Below are 17,291 nucleotides of genomic sequence, written 5' to 3' on the forward strand. Positions count from 1 at the left end.
AAGCATGGCAGACATACAAAACACAGTTCCCACAGCAGTGACGCCGCCCAGCGGCCGCGCGATTGCCGCTCGCGAATTCTGGGCGAATTTCTCGCGCAATCGCGGTGCGGTTGGCGCCGGCATCGTCGTTCTGCTGCTTATCGTCGTGGCGATTTTCGCGCCGCTCATCGCGCCGCACAGCCCGATCGAACAGTACCGCGACTTCGTGAAGATTCCGCCTGCGTGGCTCGAAGGCGGCAACTGGCGGTTCGTTCTCGGCACCGATGAAGCCGGCCGCGACATCCTCTCGCGTTTGATGTACGGCGCGCGGCTGTCGTTCTGGATCGGCTTTGTGTCGGTGGTGCTCGCGCTGATTCCGGGCATTGTGCTCGGCCTCATCGCGGCATTCTTCGAGAAGTGGGCCGACACCCCGATCATGCGCATCATGGACGTGCTGCTCGCATTGCCGTCGCTGTTGCTCGCGGTTGCGGTGGTCGCGATCATCGGTCCGGGCCTCGTCAATACGATGCTGGCGATCGCGATCGTCGCTTTGCCGGGCTATGTGCGTTTGACGCGCGCCTCGGCGCAAGGCGAGTTGCAGAAGGAATACGTAACGGCCTCGCGGGTGGCGGGCGCCGGCACGCTGCGTTTGATGTTCTCGCAAGTGCTGCCCAACTGCACCGCGCCGCTGATCGTGCAGGCAACGCTCGGCTTCTCGTCGGCGATTCTGGATGCGGCCGCGCTCGGCTTCCTCGGCCTCGGCGTGCAACCGCCGTCGGCAGAGTGGGGCGCCATGCTGGCCTCGGCGCGTGACTATATCGACAGCGCATGGTGGATCGTCACGATGCCTGGTTTGTCCATCCTGATCTCGGTGCTCGCCATCAATCTGCTCGGCGACGGGCTGCGCGACGCACTCGATCCCAAACTGAAACGGATGGCATAAATGGACAATCTACTGACCATCCGCAATCTGGCGGTCAACTTCAACGGACTACCGGCGGTCGACCGGATCAATCTGGACGTCGCGCCGGGCGAAGTGCTCGGCGTTGTCGGCGAATCGGGCTCGGGCAAGAGCGTAACGATGATGGCGTTGATGGGGCTGATCGACGCCCCCGGCAAGGTCACGGCGGACGAAATCACGTTCAACGGCCGCGATCTGCTGAAGGCATCGGCGAAGGAACGCCGCAAGATCATCGGCAAAGATATCGCGATGGTGTTCCAGGACGCGCTCACGAGTCTGAATCCGAGCTACACGGTCGGCTACCAGATCAAGGAAGTGCTGAAGCTGCACGAAGGGCTGCGCGGCGCCGCGCTCGACAAGCGCGCGCTCGAACTGCTCGATCAGGTCGGCATTCCGGACGCGAAGAGCCGCATTGGCGCGTTTCCGCATCAGATGTCGGGCGGTATGAACCAGCGCGTGATGATCGCCATGGCCATTGCCTGCAACCCGAAACTGCTGATCGCCGACGAGCCGACCACCGCGCTCGACGTTACGATCCAGGCGCAGATCATGGAACTGCTGATGCGCTTGCAGAAAGAGCGCGGCATGGCGCTCGTGCTGATTTCGCACGATCTCGCGGTGGTGTCCGAGGTCGCGCAGCGCGTCGCGGTCATGTACGCTGGCGAGGTGATCGAGACGAACAAGGTGCCGGATATCTTCGCCGCGCCTCATCATCCGTACACGGAAGCGTTGCTGGCCGCGATTCCCGAGCATAACGTGGGCGCCGTGCGACTCGCTGCTTTGCCGGGCATGGTGCCGGGACGCGACGATCGCCCGAAAGGGTGTCTGTTTGCACCGCGCTGCAAGTACATGGTCGACGACTGCAACAAGGGACGCCCCGCGCTCGCGCCCATGCAAGGTCACGCCGAAGTGGCGCGCGTGCGCTGCATCAAACCCTTGAACCTGAGCGGCGACGCGAACGTTCACACACATGGAGGCGCACGATGAACGCAGTACCTGAAACGCGGCGCCAGTCGGACCATGCGGGCGATCACGTGCTGGTCGCCGACAAGCTCGCGCGCTATTACACGGTCAAACGCGGCATGTTTGCAACGGGCACGGTGAAAGCGCTCAACGGCGTGTCGTTCGCGCTCGAGCGCGGCAAGACGCTCGCGGTGGTCGGCGAATCCGGTTGCGGCAAGTCGACGCTCGCGCGCCAGCTGACCATGATCGAAGCGCCCAGCGCGGGCCGTTTGCTGATCGACGGTGAAGACGTGGCTGGCGCGGATCACGCCAAAATCGCGGCGCTGCGGCGGCGCGTGCAGATGGTGTTTCAGAACCCGTTTGCGTCGCTCAACCCGCGCAAGACCGTGGAGCAGACGCTCGGCGAACCGCTCGCGATCAACTCCCAACTGAGCGTAACCGAACGCGCGGAACGTATCGCTCAAATGATGCGCACCGTCGGCCTGCGTCCGGAACATGCGAAGCGCTATCCGCATATGTTTTCGGGCGGTCAACGTCAACGCGTGGCAATTGCTCGCGCGATGATTCTCGACCCGCAGATCGTTGTCGCCGACGAACCCGTGTCGGCGCTCGACGTGTCGATCCAGGCGCAGATTCTGAATCTCTTCATGGATCTGCAGCAGGAGTTCAAGACGAGCTATGTGTTCATCTCGCACAATCTGTCAGTGGTCGAGCACATTGCCGACGACGTGATGGTGATGTACTTCGGCGGCGTGGCAGAACTTGGCGACAAGAAGCGGATTTTCTCGAAGCCGCGGCATCCCTACACGCGCGCGTTGATGTCGGCGACGCCATCGATCTTCGAGGCGGATCGCACGATCAAGATCAAACTGCAGGGAGAGATGCCTTCGCCGCTGAATCCGCCTTCGGGCTGCACGTTTCATCAGCGCTGCCCCTATGTGATCGACCGTTGCCGCAGCGAAGAGCCGAAGCTGCGTGAAGTGGATGGACGTCAGGTGTCGTGTCACCGCGCCGAGGAGGTGGGGGACGTGGATGCCTGATGCGCTGGCGGCGCGTCGTCTTGCGCGCCGCTCGCGTGAAGGCGGCCGCCGCGCTGCCTTCATGCGAAGCTTGCGGGCGCGTGCACTGACCGGTGCCGCGCTCGTCGGCGTTTGTTCCGTTCTGTATTTCTCCGCAGCGCTTATCGACCGCGCGCATGCTGCCGGCGCCGCCGCCAATACGCCCACGGCTGGCGTCAATTCAACCACGCAAGGTGTGCGTCCCGCATTGCCGGTGCCGCACGCGCCGTCGGAGCCGCGCGCCGCGCTGCCTGGCTTCAACCCCCCGCCTGCCACGCCAGGCACGACTGCGAGCGGACCCGTGCGCCTGCAACCGGCGCGTATGCCGTTCTACGTCGCGACTCGCGGTGCTACCACCATCTACGTGCTGGGCACGCTGCACGTGGGCGATCCCGCCGATTATCCGCCGGCTCAGCCGTTTCGTCCGCCGATCATGGGCGCGTTGGCTGCTTCGCCGACGCTTGCGCTCGAACTTTCGCCGGACGAGCTACTCGTTTCGCAAGACGATGTTTCCAAGTACGGCGTGTGCCGCCGCGACTGCCTTCCTGGCCTCTTGCCGGAGCCGCTATGGCGCAAGCTCGCGTTTCGTCTGCGCGGCAATCCCGCGGCGTTGGATGAAATCAAAAAGATGCGCCCCTGGCTCGCTTCGTTGCTGGTCGAAACCTACGATTCGCTCAGCGCCGGCTTGCAGACCGAGTACGGCACTGAAGCGCAGTTGCAGAACGTATATCTGCGCACGCGTGGCAAGATCATCGGCCTCGAAACCCTGCCGCAGCAGATGCGCGCCTTCACCGGGCTCACGCTCGCCCAGCAACGCGAGATGCTCGCGCAGGATCTGATGCAGACGCCCGCGCAAAACGTCGAGGACGTGCGGACCTTGCACCGCCTGTGGCGTGTTGGCGACGCCGATGCAATCGCCGCCTGGGAGGCCGCGAAAACCGAAAAGCTGGCGCGCGACAAGCAGGTGTCCAACTCGATAGACGACAGGATCGTGTACGCACGCAACCGGCGCTTCGTCTCGCGCATGCTGCAGATCGCCGCGCCGAACAAACCGGTGTTCGTGGCGATTGGCGCGTTGCATCTGGGTGGCCGCAAAGGTGTTCTGCAGCTTCTGCGACAACATGGGTTCGTGGTGGACGCGGGATGAAGCGATGCGCGATCTACGGCGCGGGATCGATCGCGCTGATCACTTCCTTCACGACCTCCGCCCATTCGCCCAGTACCTTTTGCCGAAACAGCCGCATTCCCGGATACCACGGCGAGTCGCTCCGTTCTTCAAGCCAGCGCCAGTCTGAATTCGCCGGCAGCAGCAGCCACACCGGCTTGCCGAGCGCGCCGGCCAGATGCGCGACGGCGGTGTCGACAGCGATCACCAGATCGAGGTTCATGATCAGCGCGGCGGTGTCCTCGAAATCGCTCAACTCACCGCTGAAGTCGTGCGTGCGGAAGGCCTGTGGAGCAGATGAGAGTTGCGCGTGCGCCGCACCCTTCTGCAACGGATACCAGTCCACATTGGCGACATCGGCGAGCGCGTGCAAGTCGGCCAGCGCCATTGACCGATAGCGGTCGTTGCCGAACGCCGGACTGCCCGCCCACACGAAGCCCGCTCTGCGCTTCGCATCGCCGGTTTTCTTCAGTTTCTTGCGCCAGGCTTTGACCTTGGCGTGGTCCGCGAACACATACGGCACTTCGGCCGGGATGGTGGACAACTCGGTGCCGAGGCACGACGGCAAGCTCGTCATGGGCACCCAGAAGTCGTAGTTCTGCTGCGCGTAGTTCTGCTCCGGTTTTCCGCTGAACGCTTTGTGTACGCCCGGCATGCGTTGAACAAGACTCAGCAATGGCTCTCGCACGCAGACGTCTACTGTGGCGCCGCGTTCGTGCAGCAAGCGCGCAAAACGCAGGAACTGGAAATGATCTCCAAAACCCTGCTCGCCGACGATCAACAGACGACGCCCGTTGAGCGGTTCGCCGCGCCATTCGGCCACGCCCGGAATCGCGAGCGCTTCGTGGTCGCTCTTACGCCAGCGCAACGCAAACTCGGCCCAACCCTGCTTGAAATCGCCGCGCTTGAGCAGCAGCCAGGCAAGGTTTTGATGGGCGTCGGCGTAATGCGGATCGCGGGCGAGCGCTTCGCGATAGAACGTCTCCTCTTCGTCGAGCCGTCCCTGCGCGCCGAGCGAGCCGCCCAGGCACACCAGGTTGGTCGGATTCGGCGCGATTGCAACCGCGCGACGGTAGTGCGACTCCGCGCCCGCATAGTCGCCATGCTTGCCGATCGCGCTACCGAGGTTGACGTGCGCCTCTGCGTAATCTGGGCGCAACGCGAGCGCGCGCTCAAAGCTCGCGACGGCCGCCTCGCGCTCGCCCTGCGCTGTGTAGGCATTGCCCGCGTTGAAGTGCGCTTCCGCTGAAGCAGGATCGACTCGCAACGCGTCGCGATAGCACGCCAGGGCTTCCGCGAAACGCCCGAGTTTGCCGAGCGCTGTGCCCAGATTCAGATGGGCATCGACCAGTGCCGGGTTCGACGCGATTGCAAGCCGGTACTGCTCGACCGCTTCGTTCAACGCGCCCTGCGCCTGCAAAGCGGTGCCGAAGTTGTTACGCGCGTCGGCGAAATCGGGTTGTAGCTGCAACGCCTGGTCGTAACAGATGGTGGCTTCGTCGAGATGGCCGAGCGCGGCGGCGGCAAGTCCGCGGTTGCTCCAGCAGGCGGCGTCGTGACGGTCGTATTTGAGCGCGTTGCTCATTAGCGCAGCGGCGTCCGCGTACTGCCCGCGCTGATAGTGCAGTACCCCGAAATAATGCAAAGCCTGCGAATTTGTTGGCGAGAGCGCCAGGATTTCGCGGTAGACGGAATCGGCGGCGTCGAGCCGGCCGGCCTGATGCGCGCCAAGCGCGGCATTCAGGAGCGAGGTAATGCTCGCTGACGGCGGCGCGGTATGCGCGCCGGTGCGCTGAGGTTGACGTTCCATGGAAACCTGCGGGAAAGGCTCCGGCGGCGCGCATTGCACGCGCCGGCCGGTGTGGATAGGAGACGGACCAGCATCTTATGGTCGGCATCACGGACCGACGCTCGGACGCATCCTATTTCCCTTGCAGGTTTTTCCTGTTTGAGGTGCTTCGCCGATGTGACGCGGAAGCGTCGCGCGACACATCGGAAATTGCTGCTTTTACGGACGCTTTTGCGAACGCTTCTACATGAACATCAGGAAGTTGAGCAGGAAGATGTTCACCACCAGCAAGGTCAGCGCGGTAGGTATCTGGACCTTGATAACGGCGTTCTTATCCGGCAGTTCGAGCAAGGCCGCCGGCACCATGTTGAAGTTCGCGGCCATCGGCGTCATCAGCGTGCCGCAGTAGCCGGAGAACATGCCGATTGCCACCATCACGGCGGGATTGCCATGGAACACGCCGACGAGAATCGGCACGCCGACGCCACCCGTCATGACCGGAAACGCGGCGAAGCCGTTGCCCATGACCATCGTGAAGAGCGCCATGCCGATGCAATACACGGCCACTGCGATGAACCGGTAGTCGAGACTGATATACGCGGTGGTCACGTGAGCGACGGCTTTACCGACACCCGCGTCCGAGAACACGAGGCCGAGCATGCCGAGCATTTGCGGCAACACGGCGGCCCAGGAGAGCGCGCCGACGAGGCGGCGCGTTTCTTTCATCGACTGCCCGACGGTGTCGCGCGTCAGCACGCACGCAATCGCGAGCGCGATCACGCAGCCGATGCCAAAGCCGATCAACGTGACGTTGGCCTTCTCGATCAGCGGAACGCCGCCGAACACGAGGTGGCTCGCCGACAACGTGATGATCACGGTGATCACGGGAATCGTCAGCGCGGGCACGAACAGCTTGTTGCGAAGGCGCGCGGCGCTCGCCTTGCGCGCTTCGAGCGACAGCACTCGCGGCTTGCCCGCAGTGACGCCGCCGAAGCCGGCAATCAGCGCCATCACGATCACCGCGACGCCGACCACTGCGGGCGGCAGTTTGTCGCCGATCAGAAAGATCAGTGCATAGAGAATCCAGAAGCCGCCGGCCGTCAGACGGCGCGGATGTTCCTTGTCCATGACGATCATGCCGCCGACGATCAGCAGCACCACGCCCAGCAGCCAGAAGAGATAAGTAATCGAGAGGGTCATGCTTTGTCTCCTGCAGCGGATTGCGTCGACGATACGGTGGCATTGCCCGCGTGGGCGTTGCCGCGCAATTCGCGGTCGAGCTTGCGGTCAAGCAGATACAGGCGGAAGCCGTGAATCAGGAATGCACAGATTGCAGTGGGAATGCCCCAGACCGCGACGTGGATCGGCTCGACGATGATGCCTGCCTCCTTCAGGAAGGTGGTCATCAGCACGATTGCACCGAACGCAACGAAAATGTCTTCGCCGAAGAAAAGGCCCACGTTATCCGTTGCCGCTGAAAACGCCCGCAGCTTGAAACGCACGGCGTCGCTGATCTTGCCGAAGCGGGTTTCGGTTGCACCTTCGGCCATCGGCGCGATGAGCGGGCGCACCATCTGCGGATGCCCGCCGAGCCCGGTCAGCCCGACTGCCGCAGTCAGCTCGCGCACGAGCAGATAAACAATCAGGAGGCGCCCGGCCGTGGCAGCCTTGATGCCGCTGATCCACGTCTGCGCGCGCTCGCGAAGGCCATGCCGTTCCAGCAGGCCGATTACCGCGAGCGGCAGAAGAATGATCAACGGAATGTTGCGCGTCTTGATAAAGCCAGTGCCGATTTCGGCGAGGATTTTTTCGACTGGAAAATGCGCGGCCAGCCCGGTGATGATTGCGGCGACTGCCACGATCAGCATCGGATTGAACCGCAATAAAAAGCCAACGATGATGACGGCCACGCCGATGAGCGGCCATAGACTGACTGTTGTCTGCATCTGGATCTCCAAACAGGTTTCAACGTTGCCGCTTGTGACGGCTAACATGGGCCGGCGCGTGGCGATCCGCGCGCCGTTTTGTTGCCGCGGCTCTTGATGGCCGCGTTGCTACGCACTGCACCTGCATTCACTGCGATGAATCGACTGCGGGTACTGCAAATCTCTGCATAACCTCTCGCACCTGGCGAACGCCCCGCATGTAGCGGGGCGTTCAGGACATGACCGGGATGCGGCGGCGCGTACTTCAGACGCTTGCTGCGCCGGCCGCGTGCACCTCGATACCGGCCTGTTGGAGCGCGCTGCGGATGCGCCGCGCGAACGCGAGCGCATGCGGGCCGTCGCCGTGCAGACAAATGGTCTGCGCGTTGAGCGGCACCCATTGACCGTCGACGGCGCGCACCCGCTGCTCGCGCACCATTGCAAGCGTGCGTTGGAGCACTTCGTCTTCATCTTCGAGCAGCGCGCCGGGCTCCTTGCGCGGCACGAGCGAACCGTCGGCGCGATAGCCGCGATCGGCGAATACTTCTTCGATGGCGGTCAGCCCCGCGTTGCGCGCGGCCGTCACGAGACCGCTGTTGGCAAGCGCGAAAACCGCGACCGACGGATCGAAGTCATGCACGGCCGAAACGATCGCGTCGGCGATCTTCGCGTCGCGCGCGGCCTGGTTGTAAAGAGCGCCGTGCGGCTTCACGTGGGCGATGCGCCCGCCCTCGGCCTGCGCGATTGCCGACAGTGCGCCGAGTTGATACAGCACGCCCGCGTAAATGTCGGCCGCCGGCAAGTCCATCTCCTTGCGGCCGAAATTCTCCGGGTCGTTGAAGCTCGGATGCGCCCCGATCGACACGCCTTTTTGTACCGCCCATCGCACGCAGTCACGCATGGCGTTGGCGCCGCCCGCGTGCCAGCCGCACGCGATATTCGCGGAGCTGACGAGGTCGAGCAGCGCCTCGTCGGAGCCGCAGCCTTCGCCGAGGTCGGCGTTCAGATCGATTTCCATGATGTTCCTCTACTCTCAAGAAAACGCCGGGCTGCCCCAAGTTTTCTTGCCCCTCGACAGGTCGGGCGCGACGCGCCAGGCTTGGGGGCGGTCATTGTCACAACGCTGCGGCGGTCATCTGCCGTGCGCAACGTTCTTCATGCATTGCTATGGCGGCGTCGATTTGCCGCAAATAGGTCCGCTCTTCCAGTAACGCGTGGCGCGCTTCGTAGGGTGTGGTCGGAATGAAACGGACCGCCGCATTCAGCCGCACCTGGGCGAGCTTCCACAGGTCGGCCTGAATGACCGCGCCGATCTTCGGATAGCCACCGGTAGTCTGTGCGTCGCTCATCAGCACGATCGGCTGGCCGTTCGGCGGCACCTGGATCGTGCCCGGCAGCACCGCGTGCGACAGCAGATCCGCTTTGACTTTGCGCTTCAGTTCCGTGCCGGCGAGCCGGTAGCCCATGCGGTTGCTGTTCGGCGTGACCAGCCACTCGTCGGACCAGAAAGACTCATGTGCTTCTTCGGTGAAACTTTCGTACTCGGGGCCGCGCAACACGCGAATCGGGACCGCCCAGGGCACGCCTGTCGGATGACGGCCGCGCCGCAGCGGTTCGTCCACGAGCACGAACTTGCACCAGGCAGGCGCTTTGACGCCGAACTCCGGCGCCTCGGGAGAGAAGCCGACCTGAGCGCGCTGCGGCGGCGCGCCGACTGGCAGGCGGTCGCCGTCGCGCAGCGCCCGGCCCCCGAGCCCACCGAAGTGACCCGCAAGGTCGGTGCTGCGCGAACCGAGCATCGGCAATACGTCGATGCCGCCCGCTATGCACACGTAGCCGCGCATGCCGCGCTTCGCCGCGTTCAGTACCAGCTCCTGGCCGGCCTTCACAGGCAGACTCCACCACGAGTAGACCGGCTTGCCGTCGAGCGTCGCGCCGAATTCAGTGCCGGTGATGGCCACTCGCGTCGCGCGCAGGAAGCGCAGCACGGTGGGGCCGAAGGTGATTTCGAGACCTGCGGCGTCGGGCCGGTTGCCGACGAGCCGGTTGCCGACTTCCAGCGACAGGCGGTCGAGCGCCCCGCCCATCGCGACGCCCAGATGCCGGTAGCCGTGACGGCCGAGGTCCTGAATCGTGGTCAGCAGACCTGCGCGAATCACGTCGATCATGCGTGTATCCCCGCAATCGTGAAGCGCACCCGGTCGCCCGGCTGCAACAAGGTGGGCGGGCGGCGCGTCGGGTCGAACAGCGGCAGTTCAGTGCGGCCGATCAGTTGCCAGCCGCCGGGCGACGTGGCCGGGTAAATGCCCGTCTGCTCGCCGCCGATGCCGACCGAACCGGCCGGCACTTCGAGTCGGGGCGACGCGCGGCGCGGCGTATGCAGCGCCTCTTCCAGTCCGCCCATGTAGGCAAAGCCCGGCTGGAAGCCGAGGAAAAAGACCACGTACTCGCCACCCGAATGCCGCTCGATCACCTCGCGCACGCTCAAGCCAGTGTGGTTCGCCACTGCACCGAGGTCGGGGCCGAACTCTCCGCCGTACTGAACCGGGACTTCGACTTCGCGGCCCGGCGCGGGCGTTGCGCTGACTGCTTGCCAGGCCTCCTGCAACCGGGTCGTCAGCGCGTCGCGGTCGGCTTCGACGGGATCGAACACGAGCGTCAGATTGTTCATGCCCGGCACGACTTCGAGCACATGAGGCCAGTGCTGCGCCATTTCGGCAGCCGCCCACACGCGGCGCTGGCACTCCAGCGTCGCGGGCGGGGGCGCCTCGCAGACAAGCGCGGCGTCGCCGAGCGGAAAGATTCTGGGTTGGCTCATGGCTTGAAGACCCGAAGAAGTCGAAGAGTTCTGCGTTGAACGCCGTCAGAAACCATGAGGCATGGCTACGCGACGTTTGAAGCATACATTGTCAATAAAATATCAACAATTTCTCAATAAGAGTTTTCGCCAGGCTCGCCGCCGTGAGCCGCTCGTCGTACACTCCCGACACTCTCCATCCCGTTTTCCTGAGAAATTCACATGTCGCGGCATCCCACCAAGATCGTCTCGTCCGAACATCTCGTGTCGGACACGAGCGCGGAACTGTCCGAGCTCGAGTACGCGCTCATCATGGCCGGCAACGCATTCAACCGATGGATGGTGCGCTGCATGTCGGCGGCCGGGGAAAAGGACATGACCGCAATCGAGGTCTCGCTGCTGCATCACGTGAGTCATCGCGAGCGCCGCAAAAAACTGGCCGACATCTGCTTCGTCCTCAACATAGAAGATACGCACGTCGCGACCTATGCGTTGAAGAAGCTCGTAGCTAGAGGGTATGTAAAAAGCGAAAAGACCGGCAAGGAAGTGTTTTTTTCGGCGACGGAAGCGGGCCGTGCGCTGTGTCTGAAGTATCGGGAGGTGCGCGAGAGTTGCCTCATCTCGACGCTGAAGGAAAGCGGCCTCACCAACGAACAGATCGGCGACGCGGCGCAATTGATGAGAAACGCGTCTGGGATGTACGACACAGCCGCGCGCGCGGCGGCGTCGTTATAAACGTGAGGCGCTGAGTTGCGGACTCGCGCGGCATGAGTTCCCTCGCTGTGTGCGAGCCGCGCCAGGCGGTGTGTTACCGCTCGCTCTTCAGACGCTTCTAGCCGACGGTCCGCGCATGAAGCCCCGCTTCGGTCACGATCATGTCGAGCGGGATGTCGTGCTCCTCGCGCTTCAGTGCAGAGGTGCGGCATGCTTCATATGCCACACCCACCGTGATCGGCCGCTTCGCGCCGGGCCAGCCGGCGAGCGTACGGTCGTAGTAGCCGCCGCCATAACCGAGCCGGTAGCCGTCGGCATCGAAACCCACGCAGGGAACGAGCAGTAGCTCGGGCGTTACCATTCGCCCTGTGGTGGGCTCCGCGATCTTGTGGTGGCCGATCTTCATCGGCGTGTCCGGCGACCATGCGTGGAACTCGAGCGGCAGCCCGCGTTCCTTGATGATGGGCAGGCTGGCCTCGCGTTGCGTGCTGCCCGTGAGCCAGATGGAGATCGCTGCGCGCGCATCGAATTCCCCTGCGAGCGGCCAGTAGAACCCGACGCTTTGCACGTCGAAATGCTTGAGCGCATCGAGAATGCAGCGTCCGAGCGCGGCATTGTTCGTCGGCTCGGAAGCCGCTTGTAGCCTTGCTTCCAATAGCATTCGACGCAGCGCCTTTTTCGATTCCGCGACAGGGTTGCATGCTATGCTTGGGTTCAATTCGCGCTCCAGAAACAACGATGTCAAAAAGTCTTTATCGAGTATATCGCGCGGCCGGCATGGCGTTAGCCGCAGCGGCGCTCGTCGCATGTAGCACGGCATCAGCCGTCAAGCCTCTTCCCATTTCGCAGCTCACCAACGACGATCAGATTTTCGTCCAGTTGCGCGAGGCCGCCCGCAATAACGACGCGGCTCGTGCAGTGCAGTTGGCGAGCATGATCCCGAGCTATCCGGCGCCTTCGTATCTGGAGTACTTCCAGATCAAGCCGCAGCTCTTCGATTCCGGCGGCCATGCGCGCGTCGACGCGCCAGACGCGCCGGTGCTCGCGTTCCTGCAGAAGTACGACGGCCAGGCGATCGCCGACCGCATGCGCAACGACTACCTCACGGTGCTCGGCACGCGCCACGATTGGCGCAACTTCGACCAGCAATATGCGCGCTTCGTGCTGAACGACGATACGCAGGTCAAGTGCTACGCGCTCGAATCGCGTGCGTCGCGCGGCGAGAATGTCGCGGACGCGGCGCGCGCGCTGCTCGTCGATCCGAAATGGTACGGCGACGGCTGCGTCGATCTCATCACGGTGCTCGGCGTGAACCAGCAGTTCAGCACCGACGACATCTGGCAACAAATCCGACTCGCTTACGAACAGAACTATCCGAATACCGGCAGCAAGCTGGTCGACGCGCTGGGCGACCAGGCGCCCGATCCGGTGCTGTTCGGCCAGGCTACCAGTACGCCGCCGTTGTTGCTCGCGCGTGGTGTCAGCCCCGATGCGCAATCGCATCAACTCGCGCTGCTCGCCATCACGCGCATGGCCCGCAACGATCCGGCCATGGCCGCGGCCACGTTCGCGTCTGTCGCGCCGTCGCTGAATTCGCCCGAACGCGCCATCGGCTGGGGCACCATTGCCTATCAGGCGGCGGCCAAACAGATGCCGAGCGCAACCGACTGGTACAGGCTGTCGGCAAACGCGCCGCTCTCGAACCCCGCGTATGAATGGCGCACGCGCACCGCGCTCCTCGCCGGAGACTGGAACATGGTGCGCTGGTCGATCGAGCAGATGCCGGTGGCGCTGCGCAATCAGCCGTCGTGGGTCTATTGGCATGCCCGTGCGCTCAAGCAGGCCGGCGACACGACCACGGCCAACCAGGAATTCGAGTCCATCTCCCAGGGTTTCAACTTCTACGGGCAACTGGCCGCTGAAGAACTCGGGCAGAAGATTTCGGTGCCGCCGAAAACCATGGTGACCGATTCCGAAGTCCAGCAGGCCGGCAACACACCTGGTTTCGATCTGGCGCAGCGCTTCTACGCGCTGAACTTGCGGCTCGAAGGCAATCGCGAATGGAACTGGCCGCTGCGCACCATGAGCGACCGTCAGCTGCTCGCCGCCGCCGAATACGCGCGCCGTATCCAGTTGTATGACCGCACCGTCAACACCGCCGACCGCACGAAAACCGAACACGATTTCTCGCTGCGTTATTTGTCGCCGTTCCGCGACATCGTCGAACGGGATGCGCAGTCGAGCGGCCTCGACGTGGAATGGGCGTACGGGCTGATCCGCCAGGAATCGCGCTTCATCATTAACGCGCGCTCCGAAGTCGGCGCGGGCGGTTTGATGCAGCTGATGCCCGGCACCGCGCAACTCGTCGCAAAGAAGATCGGCCTCGGCCCGATTTCGCGCGAGCAGATGAACGACATCAACACCAACATCCTGCTGGGCACGAACTACCTGTCGATGATCTACAATCAGTTCGATGGTTCCGCCGTGCTGGCCACCGCAGGTTACAACGCCGGGCCGGGCCGTCCGCGTAACTGGCGGCAGACGTTGCAGTATCCGGTCGAAGGCGCGATCTTCGCCGAAGCGATTCCCTTCCAGGAAACGCGTGACTACGTGAAGAATGTGTTGTCCAACACGGTCTACTACGCGGCATTGTTCGAAGGCCGTCCGCAATCGCTGAAGGCGCGTCTGGGTTACATCGCACCGTAAGCGCCGTGCCGCCGCTGCCTCGGTGCGAGGCAGCGGTGCGCCACGCCAGCCGTTGCCGCGGCTTCCACCAGGGAGTCGAAAATGCGACACAAAGCCATTGCGATCATTGGCGGTTCCGGTTTCATCGGAAGCCATCTCGTCAACGCCCTCGTTGAAATGGGCAAAGACGTGCGCATCGCCACACGCCGACGCTATAACGCGCGCCACCTCACGCTGCTTCCTATCGACGTGATCGAGACCGACGTCTTCGATCCAGTTCAACTCGCTCGCTTTGTCGAGGAAACCGACTGTGTGATCAATCTCGTCGGCACGCTGCACGGTAAGCGCCGCACGCCATACGGTCCGGAATTCGCGCGCGCTCATGTCGAACTGCCGACCAAAATTGCGGCGGCCTGCGAAGGTAAGGGCGTGCATCGGCTAATTCATCTGAGCGCGCTCGGCGCCGACTCCAACGGCCCGAGCATGTACGCGCGCTCGAAGGGCGATGGCGAGAAAGCCGTGCACGCGTCGAATCTTGCGTGGACGATTTTTCGGCCGTCCGTCGTGTTCGGTCCGGAAGACCAATTTCTCAACAAGTTCGCTTTCTTGCAGCGCATCTTCCCGGTGATTCCGCTCGCAATGCCGGACGCGAAATTCCAGCCGGTCTATGTCGGCGACGTCGCGAAGGCGATCGTGAACGTGCTCGATCTCGATGCGGCCAGCGGCAAGACCTACGAGCTTGGTGGCCCGAGCGTCTATTCGCTCGAAGAGCTGGTCAAATATTGCGGCGATGTGATCGGCAAGCATGCGAGCATCATCCGTTTGCCGCAAATGCTGGCGCGCATGCAGGCAATGACCTTCGAAATGGCACCCGGTGAACCTGTCCTCACACGCGACAATCTCGACTCGATGAAAGTCGATAACGTGCTGAGCCGGCCGCTCGCACCCGAGCTGGGTCTCGAGCCGGCCAGCCTCGAAACCATCGCGCCGGTCTATCTGAGCGGGGCGTCGGCACGCTCGCGTTTCGATGCGTTTCGCGCGAGCGCGGGGCGCTGAACCTCTTTACTTCTTCCTCATACGAACCCGCATGAAGCTGCTTATTGGTGACAAGAACTATTCGTCGTGGTCGATGCGTCCGTGGCTGCTGTTCAAGCATTTCGGGATTGCGTTCGACGAAATCCTGATTCATCTGAACCAGCCCGGCACCAACGCTGCCGTGCTGGCTCATGCGCCGAAGGGCCCCGGCAAGATCCCCTGTTTAATCGACGACGCGGGCCTTGCCATATGGGATTCTCTGGCAATTGCCGAGACACTGGCCGAGCGCTTTCCTCAGCACGCGCTCTGGCCGCGCGACACGGCGGCACGTGCGCATGCCCGCAGTGTGAGCGCCGAGATGCATTCCGGCTTCGGCGAGTTGCGCTCGCATATGTGGATGAACATTCGCGCGTCGTTCCCCGGCAAGAATGCAACGCCGGGTGTGCTGGCCGACATCGCGCGTATCGAGGCGATCTGGCGCGACTGTCTGGACACATATGGCGGTCCTTTCCTGTTCGGCGAGTTCACCATTGCGGACGCAATGTACGCGCCGGTGGTCATGCGCTTCAACACGTGGCAGCCGGCGTTGTCGGAGACGTCGTCGGCATATATGCGACGGGTCATGGCCGTGCCCGCCGTGAAAGCCTGGATGGACGACGCGCTCAGCGAGACGCACGCCGTTGCGTATCTAGACGAATGCCGATGAATATCTATGCAGTGGGCGGCGCCATTCGCGACGAATTGCTGGGCGTGCCGGTTCAGGATCGCGATTACGTGGTGGTCGGCGCGACACCCGAGCAAATGGTCGCGCAGGGCTACCGCCCGGTAGGCAAGGACTTCCCCGTGTTCCTGCATCCGCAGACGCACGAGGAGTACGCGCTCGCACGTACAGAGCGAAAGACCGCGGCAGGCTATCACGGCTTCCAGTTCTTCTACGCGCCAGACGTGACGCTCGAAGAAGACCTTGCGCGCCGCGACTTGACAATCAACGCAATGGCTCGCGAGGTGCGTCCGGGAGGCGAACTCACAGGCCCGGTGATCGATCCGTTCGGCGGTCAGCGCGACTTGGAGGCGAAGCTTTTCCGCCACGTCAGCGACGCGTTTCTCGAAGATCCGGTGCGCATCTTGCGGATTGCGCGCTTCGCCGCGCGTTTTGCCGATTTCACGGTCGCGCCTGAGACCCTCGCGCTGATGCGAAAGATGGTGGCGGACGGCGAAGTGGACGCGCTCGTCGCCGAACGCGTGTGGCAGGAGGTGTCGCGCGGATTGATGGAGAAGAAGCCGTCGCGCATGTTCGAAGTACTGCGCGATTGCGGCGCTTTGGTGCGGATTCTGCCGGAGATCGACGCGCTGTTCGGCGTACCGCAGCGCGCCGACTATCACCCCGAAGTCGATACGGGCGTGCATGTCATGATGGTGCTCGACCACGCCGCGCAGCAGGGTTATGCGCTGCCCGTGCGGTTTGCCGCGCTCACGCATGACCTCGGCAAAGCCACCACGCCCGAAGATATTCTGCCGCGGCATATCGGCCACGAAGGACGCAGCGTGGATCTGCTCAAGCCTCTGTGCGAGCGCTTACGTGTTCCGAACGAGTGTCGCGACCTCGCGGTGCTGGTGGCGCGCGAACACGGCAACATCCATCGCGTGACGGAAATGGGCGCCGCAGCGCTCGTGAGGCTGCTCGAGCGCTGCGACGCGATACGCAAGCCTTCGCGTTTCGCAGAAGCGTTGCAGGCGTGCGAGGCCGACGCGCGTGGCCGGCTCGGTTTCGAAGCGCGGGAGTATCCGCAGGCGGAGCGCTTGCGAGTCGCGCTCGTCGCCGCGCGGGGCGTGGATGCGGGCGCCGTCGCCAAACGGCTCGCCGAGGCGCCGGCCGGCATCAAGGACGCCGTGCATCAAGAACGCGTGCGTGCTGTGGCCGCGGCGCTCGAGTGAGCGAAACGGCGCGGTACTGTACCGACGGCGTTCGTGAAAAAACTTTGCGAGCTGTCGCAATCAACCGCGCGCGGCTTTACAGGAGCCTCGCGATAAGCGACAGCAACATCGACAGCAACAACGTCGACATAAACGGAAAGTGATATTCGCGTCCGAACAGACGCACGCTGACGTCGCCGGGCATTCGTCCAATGCCGAGCTTTCGAAGCCACGGCCAGCAAGCCGACAGTACCGCGAGGGCAACGAAAGTAGTCAACAGCCAGCGGATCATCGTGCGTACCCCGG

At 63.5% G+C, this 17,291-nt stretch carries 17 protein-coding genes; 9 read left to right on the forward strand and 8 right to left on the reverse strand.

Annotation, left to right across the window (positions count from 1 at the left end):
- Window positions 1-4: 4 nt before the first annotated feature.
- From ACTJLB_RS03265 to ACTJLB_RS03280, 4 genes are read left to right on the forward strand one after another with little or no spacing between them, the layout of a single operon-like run.
- On the forward strand, window positions 5-922 hold the full coding sequence (locus ACTJLB_RS03265) for an ABC transporter permease subunit (RefSeq protein WP_440782467.1): 918 nt from the start codon (window positions 5-7) through the stop codon (window positions 920-922).
- The gene (locus ACTJLB_RS03270) at window positions 923-1,927 is read left to right on the forward strand and encodes an ABC transporter ATP-binding protein (RefSeq protein ID WP_027777007.1); all 1,005 of its coding nucleotides are present in this window, start codon (window positions 923-925) and stop codon (window positions 1,925-1,927) included. It begins immediately after the preceding gene.
- On the forward strand, window positions 1,924-2,943 hold the full coding sequence (locus ACTJLB_RS03275) for a peptide ABC transporter ATP-binding protein (protein WP_020070787.1): 1,020 nt from the start codon (window positions 1,924-1,926) through the stop codon (window positions 2,941-2,943). Before ACTJLB_RS03270 ends, ACTJLB_RS03275 begins: the two co-directional genes overlap by 4 nt.
- The gene (locus ACTJLB_RS03280; protein ID WP_440782468.1) at window positions 2,936-4,108 is read left to right on the forward strand and encodes a TraB/GumN family protein; all 1,173 of its coding nucleotides are present in this window, start codon (window positions 2,936-2,938) and stop codon (window positions 4,106-4,108) included. The genes ACTJLB_RS03275 and ACTJLB_RS03280 overlap by 8 nt, the downstream gene beginning before the upstream one ends.
- 13 nt (window positions 4,109-4,121) lie before the next feature.
- On the opposite strand, the gene ACTJLB_RS03285 is transcribed toward ACTJLB_RS03280, so the two are convergent.
- From ACTJLB_RS03285 to pxpB, 6 genes are all read right to left on the reverse strand, one after another.
- Entirely contained in the window at window positions 4,122-5,936 is a 1,815-nt protein-coding gene (locus tag ACTJLB_RS03285) for a tetratricopeptide repeat protein (RefSeq protein ID WP_440782469.1), read from the reverse strand.
- Window positions 5,937-6,158: 222 nt separating this feature from the next.
- On the reverse strand, window positions 6,159-7,115 hold the full coding sequence (locus tag ACTJLB_RS03290) for a DUF979 domain-containing protein (RefSeq protein ID WP_440782470.1): 957 nt from the start codon (window positions 7,113-7,115) through the stop codon (window positions 6,159-6,161).
- On the reverse strand, window positions 7,112-7,861 hold the full coding sequence (locus ACTJLB_RS03295; protein ID WP_020070791.1) for a DUF969 domain-containing protein: 750 nt from the start codon (window positions 7,859-7,861) through the stop codon (window positions 7,112-7,114). Before ACTJLB_RS03295 ends, ACTJLB_RS03290 begins: the two co-directional genes overlap by 4 nt.
- 244 nt (window positions 7,862-8,105) lie before the next feature.
- A complete protein-coding gene (gene pxpA, locus ACTJLB_RS03300) occupies window positions 8,106-8,858 on the reverse strand; it encodes a 5-oxoprolinase subunit PxpA (RefSeq protein WP_440782471.1) in 753 nt (250 codons plus the stop codon).
- A gap of 97 nt (window positions 8,859-8,955) precedes the next feature.
- Window positions 8,956-10,008: a biotin-dependent carboxyltransferase family protein gene (locus tag ACTJLB_RS03305; protein ID WP_440782472.1), complete on the reverse strand. Its 1,053-nt coding sequence runs from the start codon at window positions 10,006-10,008 to the stop codon at window positions 8,956-8,958.
- Window positions 10,005-10,658, reverse strand: a complete 654-nt coding sequence (pxpB, locus tag ACTJLB_RS03310) for a 5-oxoprolinase subunit PxpB (protein ID WP_440782473.1) — start codon at window positions 10,656-10,658, stop codon at window positions 10,005-10,007. Before pxpB ends, ACTJLB_RS03305 begins: the two co-directional genes overlap by 4 nt.
- Before the next feature lie 201 nt (window positions 10,659-10,859).
- Here pxpB and ACTJLB_RS03315 point away from each other — a divergent pair, with 201 nt between their 5' ends.
- A complete protein-coding gene (locus ACTJLB_RS03315; protein WP_027777014.1) occupies window positions 10,860-11,372 on the forward strand; it encodes a winged helix DNA-binding protein in 513 nt (170 codons plus the stop codon).
- A gap of 97 nt (window positions 11,373-11,469) precedes the next feature.
- Here the strand turns inward: ACTJLB_RS03315 and ACTJLB_RS03320 are convergent, their stop codons facing one another.
- Window positions 11,470-12,012, reverse strand: coding sequence for a 5-formyltetrahydrofolate cyclo-ligase (locus tag ACTJLB_RS03320; RefSeq protein ID WP_440782474.1), 543 nt, complete (start codon window positions 12,010-12,012; stop codon window positions 11,470-11,472).
- Between the two features lie 77 nt (window positions 12,013-12,089).
- Between ACTJLB_RS03320 and ACTJLB_RS03325 the strand changes: the two genes are divergently transcribed.
- The 4 genes from ACTJLB_RS03325 (at window position 12,090) to ACTJLB_RS03340 (ending at window position 17,006) form a co-directional block, all read left to right on the forward strand.
- Entirely contained in the window at window positions 12,090-14,057 is a 1,968-nt protein-coding gene (locus tag ACTJLB_RS03325; protein WP_440782475.1) for a transglycosylase SLT domain-containing protein, read from the forward strand.
- Window positions 14,058-14,138: 81 nt separating this feature from the next.
- A complete protein-coding gene (locus tag ACTJLB_RS03330; RefSeq protein ID WP_440782476.1) occupies window positions 14,139-15,092 on the forward strand; it encodes a complex I NDUFA9 subunit family protein in 954 nt (317 codons plus the stop codon).
- 31 nt (window positions 15,093-15,123) lie between these two features.
- On the forward strand, window positions 15,124-15,777 hold the full coding sequence (locus ACTJLB_RS03335) for a glutathione S-transferase family protein (RefSeq protein WP_440782477.1): 654 nt from the start codon (window positions 15,124-15,126) through the stop codon (window positions 15,775-15,777).
- Window positions 15,774-17,006, forward strand: coding sequence for a multifunctional CCA addition/repair protein (locus tag ACTJLB_RS03340; protein WP_440782478.1), 1,233 nt, complete (start codon window positions 15,774-15,776; stop codon window positions 17,004-17,006). The genes ACTJLB_RS03335 and ACTJLB_RS03340 overlap by 4 nt, the downstream gene beginning before the upstream one ends.
- 76 nt (window positions 17,007-17,082) lie before the next feature.
- Here the strand turns inward: ACTJLB_RS03340 and ACTJLB_RS03345 are convergent, their stop codons facing one another.
- Complete coding sequence (locus ACTJLB_RS03345; protein WP_020070801.1) at window positions 17,083-17,277, reverse strand: DUF2905 domain-containing protein; 195 nt, start codon at window positions 17,275-17,277, stop codon at window positions 17,083-17,085.
- Between the last annotated feature and the right edge of the window lie 14 nt (window positions 17,278-17,291).

This window comes from Paraburkholderia sp. 22098, from assembly GCF_052045935.1.
GTDB lineage: Bacteria > Pseudomonadota > Gammaproteobacteria > Burkholderiales > Burkholderiaceae > Paraburkholderia > Paraburkholderia caledonica.